The following is a 5,258-nucleotide window of genomic DNA, read 5'->3' on the forward strand; positions in this document are numbered from 1 at the left end:
ATAAAGCTGCATCGCTGTACCAGGTAAATCTCGCTCCTGTTATGTTACTTGATGCATTAGCGTTGAGCTAGCTCCTGCACAAATCACATTGTCCGCAACCGTGATGTCGGCAAGTGTAGGTTGGTCGTTTACTGTTACCGTTACTGCTTTACCGGCAGTGAAGCAATCGGAAATATTGGTCAATCTTACATAATATGTAGTTGTTGCCGATGGGCTTACTGTAAGGGTAGCATTGGTAGAGATCACGTTGGTTAAAGCTGCATCACTATACCAGGTAAATCTCGCTCCTGTTATGGCACTTGATGCAGTTAGTGTGAGCTAGCTCCGGCACAGATTACATCATCTGCAACCGTGATGTCGGCAACGGTTGGTGGTCATTCACGGTTACTGTTACCGCTTTACCGGCAGTGAAGCAATCGGAAACATTGGTAAGTTTTACGTAGTAAGTAGTAGTTGTTGAAGGACTTACAGTTAGCGTTGCATTGGTGGAGATCACATTAGATAAAGCTGCATCGCTGTACCAGGTAAATCTCGCACCTGTGATGGCACTTGATGCAGTTAGCGTTGAGCTACCCCCGGCACAGATTACATCATCTGCAACTGTGATATCCGCAACCGTCGGCTGATCGTTTACTGTTACTGTCACAGCTTTGCCTGCAGTGAAACAACCCGAAGCATTTGTCAGCCTCACATAATATGTGGTCGTTACTACCGGGCTTACTGTTAGGGTTGCAGTGTTGGAAAGTACATTGGACAACGCAGCATCGCTGTACCAGGTGAAGCTCGCTCCTGTAATCGTACTTGTTGCTGTAAGTGTTGAACTAGCTCCTGCACAGATTTCCTCATCTGTAACTGTGATGTCCGCAACTGTCGGCTGGTCACTGACCGTTACCGTCACAGCTTTGCCTGCGGTGAAACAACCCGAAGCATTCGTTAATCTTACATAGTAAGTCGTCGTTACTGCCGGGCTTACTGTGAGGGTTGCAGTGTTAGAAATTAAATTGGATAAAGCAGCATCGCTGTACCAAGTGAAGCTCGCTCCTGTAATCGTACTTGTTGCTGTGAGTGTTGAGCTGCCTCCTGCACAGATTTCCTCATCTGTAACTGTGATGTCCGCAACTGTCGGTTGGTCGTTCACTGTTACCGTCACAGCTTTACCTGTGGTGAAACAACCCGAAACATTCGTCAACCTCACATAGTAAGTAGTAGTCGTCGAAGGGCTTACTGTTAAGGTCGCAGCGTTAGAAATCACATTAGATAAAGCAGCGTCGCTGTACCAGGTGAAGGTCGCCCCTGTAATCGTACTTGTTGCTGTAAGTGTTGAACTACCTCCAGCACAGATTTCATCATCTGTAACTGTCATGTCCGCAACTGTCGGTTGGTCATTGACTGTTACCGTCACAGCTTTACCTGTCGTGAAACAACCTGAAGCATTCGTTAATCTTACATAGTAAGTCGTCGTTACTGCCGGACTTACTGTGAGGGTTGCAGTGTTAGAAATTACATTGGTTAAAGCCGCATCGCTGTACCAGGTAAATCTCGCTCCTATTATGGCACTTGATGCAGTTAGCGTTGCGCTACCTCCTGCACAAATTGCATCATCAGCAACCGTGATGTCGGCAACGGTTGGTTGATCATTCACTGTGACGGTTACCGCTTTACCACCAGTGAAGCAGTCGGAAACGTTGGTAAGTCGTACGTAGTAAGTAGTAGTTGTTGAAGGACTTACAGTTAGCGTTGCATTGGTGGAGATCACGTTGGTTAAAGCTGCATCGCTGTACCAGGTAAATCTCGCACCTGTGATGGCACTTGATGCAGTTAGTGTTGAGCTAGCTCCTGCACAAATTGCATCATCTGCAACTGTGATGTCGGTAACGGTTGGTTGGTCATTCACTGTGACAGTTACCCCTTTACCACCAGTAAAGCAGTCGGAAACGTTGGTAAGTCGGACGTAATAAGTAGTAGTTGTTGAAGGACTTACTGTGAGGGTTGCAGTGTTAGAAATTACATTGGATAAAGCAGCATCGCTGTACCAGGTAAATCTCGCTCCTGTTATGGCACTTGATGCAGTTAGCGTTGAGCTACCTCCGGCACAAATTACATCATCAGCAACTGTGATCTCGGCAACGGTTGGTTGATCATTCACTGTGACGGTTACCGCTTTACCACCAGTGAAGCAGTCGGAAACGTTGGTAAGTCGTACGTAGTAAGTAGTAGTTGTTGAAGGACTTACAGTTAGCGTTGCATTGGTAGAGATCACGTTGGTTAAAGCTGCATCACTATACCAGGTAAATCTCGCTCCTGTTATGGCACTTGATGCAGTTAGTGTTGAGCTAGCTCCGGCACAGATTACATCATCTGCAACCGTGATGTCGGCAAGTGTAGGTTGGTCGTTTACTGTTACCGTTACTGCTTTACCGGCAGTGAAGCAATCGGAAACATTCGTCAATCTTACATAATATGTAGTGGTAGCAGCTGGGCTTACGGTAAGGGTAGCATTGGTAGAGATCACGTTGGTTAAAGCTGCATCACTATACCAGGTAAATCTCGCTCCTGTTATGGCACTTGATGCAGTTAGTGTTGAGTTACCTCCGGCACAGATCGCCTCATCAGCAACCGTGATGTCGGCAACGGTTGGTTGGTCATTCACTGTTACTGTTACCGCTTTACCTGCAGTAAAACAATCCGAAGCATTAGTCAATCTAACGTAGTACGTAGTTGTCGTTGATGGGCTTACGGTAAGGGTAGCATTGGTAGAGATTACGTTGGTTAAAGCCGCATCGCTATACCACGTAAATTTGGCGCCGGCTATCGTACTTGATGCGGTAAGCGCTGAGCTAGCTCCTGCACAAATCACATCGTCCGCAACCGTGATGTCGGCAAGTGTAGGTTGGTCGTTTACTGTTACCGTTACTGCTTTACCGGCAGTGAAGCAATCGGAAACATTAGTCAATCTTACATAATATGTGGTGGTAGCAGCTGGGCTTACTGTAAGGGTAGCATTGGTGGAGATTACGTTGGTTAAAGCTGCATCGCTGTACCAGGTAAATCTCGCTCCTGTTATGGCACTTGATGCGGTTAGCGTTGAGCTACCTCCGGCACAGATCGCCTCATCAGCAACTGTGATGTCGGTAACGGTTGGTTGGTCATTCACTGTTACTGTTACCGCTTTACCTGCAGTAAAGCAGTCGGAAACGTTGGTCAATCTAACGTAGTATGTAGTTGTCGTTGATGGGCTTACCGTCAGGGTCGCAGTATTTGAAATCACATTAGACAATGCTGCATCGCTGTACCAGGTAAAGGTTGCTCCAGATATCGTACTCGTCGCTGTAAGCGTTGAGCTACCTCCTGCACAGATTTCATCATCAGCAACTGTGATGTCGGCAAGTGTCGGCTGGTCGTTTACGGTTACCGTTACTGCTTTACCGGCAGTGAAGCAATCGGAAACATTCGTCAATCTTACATAATATGTAGTGGTAGCAGCTGGGCTTACTGTAAGGGTAGCATTGGTAGAAATTACATTAGATAAAGCTGCATCGCTGTACCAGGTAAATCTCGCTCCTGGGATGACACTTGATGCGGTTAGCGTTGCGCTACCTCCTGCACAAATTGCATCATCTGCAACTGTGATGTCGGTAACGGTTGGTTGGTCATTCACTGTGACAGTTACCCCTTTACCACCAGTAAAGCAGTCGGAAACGTTAGTAAGTCGGACGTAATAAGTAGTAGTTGTTGAAGGACTTACGGTTAGCGTTGCATTGGTGGAGATTACATTAGATAAAGCTGCATCGCTGTACCAGGTAAATCTCGCTCCTGTTATGTTACTTGATGCAGTTAGCGTTGAGCTAGCTCCTGCACAAATCACATTGTCCGCAACCGTGATGTCGGCAAGTGTAGGTTGGTCGTTTACTGTTACCGTTACTGCTTTACCGGCAGTGAAGCAATCGGAAATATTGGTCAATCTTACATAATATGTAGTTGTTGCCGATGGGCTTACTGTAAGGGTAGCATTGGTAGAGATCACGTTGGTTAAAGCTGCATCACTATACCAGGTAAATCTCGCTCCTGTTATGGCACTTGATGCAGTTAGTGTTGAGCTAGCTCCGGCACAGATTACATCATCTGCAACCGTGATGTCGGCAACGGTTGGTTGGTCGTTCACGGTTACTGTTACCGCTTTACCGGCAGTGAAGCAATCGGAAACATTGGTAAGTTTTACGTAGTAAGTAGTAGTTGTTGAAGGACTTACAGTTAGCGTTGCATTGGTGGAGATCACATTAGATAAAGCTGCATCGCTGTACCAGGTAAATCTCGCACCTGTGATGGCACTTGATGCAGTTAGCGTTGAGCTACCCCCGGCACAGATTACATCATCTGCAACTGTGATGTCGGCAAGTGTCGGCTGGTCGTTTACGGTTACCGTTACTGCTTTACCGGCAGTGAAGCAATCGGAAACATTCGTCAATCTTACATAATATGTAGTGGTAGCAGCTGGGCTTACGGTAAGGGTAGCATTGGTAGAAATTACATTAGTTAAAGTCGCATCGCTATACCAGGTAAATCTTGCCCCAGTGATTGCACTTGATGCGGTCAGCGTTGAGCTACCTCCTGCACAGATTACATCATCAGCAACTGTAATATCGGCAACGGTTGGTTGATCATTCACGGTTACTGTTACCGCTTTACCTGCAGTGAAGCAGTCAGATACATTGGTCAGCCTTACGTAATATGTAGTCGTTGTTGAAGGACTTACGGTTAGCGTGGCACTGGTAGAGATCACGTTGGTTAAAGCCGCATCACTGTACCAGGTAAATCTCGCTCCTGTTATGGCACTTGATGCAGTTAGCGTTGAGCTACCCCCGGCACAAATTACATCATCTGCAACTGTGATGTCGGCAAGTGTCGGCTGGTCGTTTACGGTTACCGTTACTGCTTTACCGACAGTGAAGCAATCGGAAACATTCGTCAATCTTACATAATATGTAGTGGTAGCAGCTGGGCTTACGGTAAGGGTAGCATTGGTAGAAATTACATTAGTTAAAGTCGCATCGCTATACCACGTAAATCTTGCCCCAGTGATTGCACTTGATGCGGTCAGCGTTGAGCTACCTCCTGCACAGATTACATCATCTGCAACCGTGATGTCGGCAACGGTTGGTTGGTCATTCACGGTTACCGTTACTGCTTTACCGGCAGTGAAGCAATCGGAAACATTCGTCAATCTTACATAATATGTAGTGGTAGCAGCTGGGCTTACG

At 46.6% G+C, this 5,258-nt stretch carries 1 protein-coding gene and 1 pseudogene; both read right to left on the reverse strand.

Annotated elements, in window-relative coordinates; translation table 11 throughout:
• Window positions 1-39 precede the first annotated feature (39 nt).
• Window positions 40-303 (reverse strand): annotated as a pseudogene (locus PBAL39_RS25490) (hypothetical protein); the annotation flags it as partial.
• 31 nt (window positions 304-334) lie between these two features.
• Window positions 335-5,221, reverse strand: a complete 4,887-nt coding sequence (locus PBAL39_RS24385; RefSeq protein WP_039867700.1) for an S-layer family protein — start codon at window positions 5,219-5,221, stop codon at window positions 335-337.
• Between the last annotated feature and the right edge of the window lie 37 nt (window positions 5,222-5,258).

Source organism: Pedobacter sp. BAL39 (assembly GCF_000170795.1).
Lineage (GTDB): Bacteria > Bacteroidota > Bacteroidia > Sphingobacteriales > Sphingobacteriaceae > Pedobacter.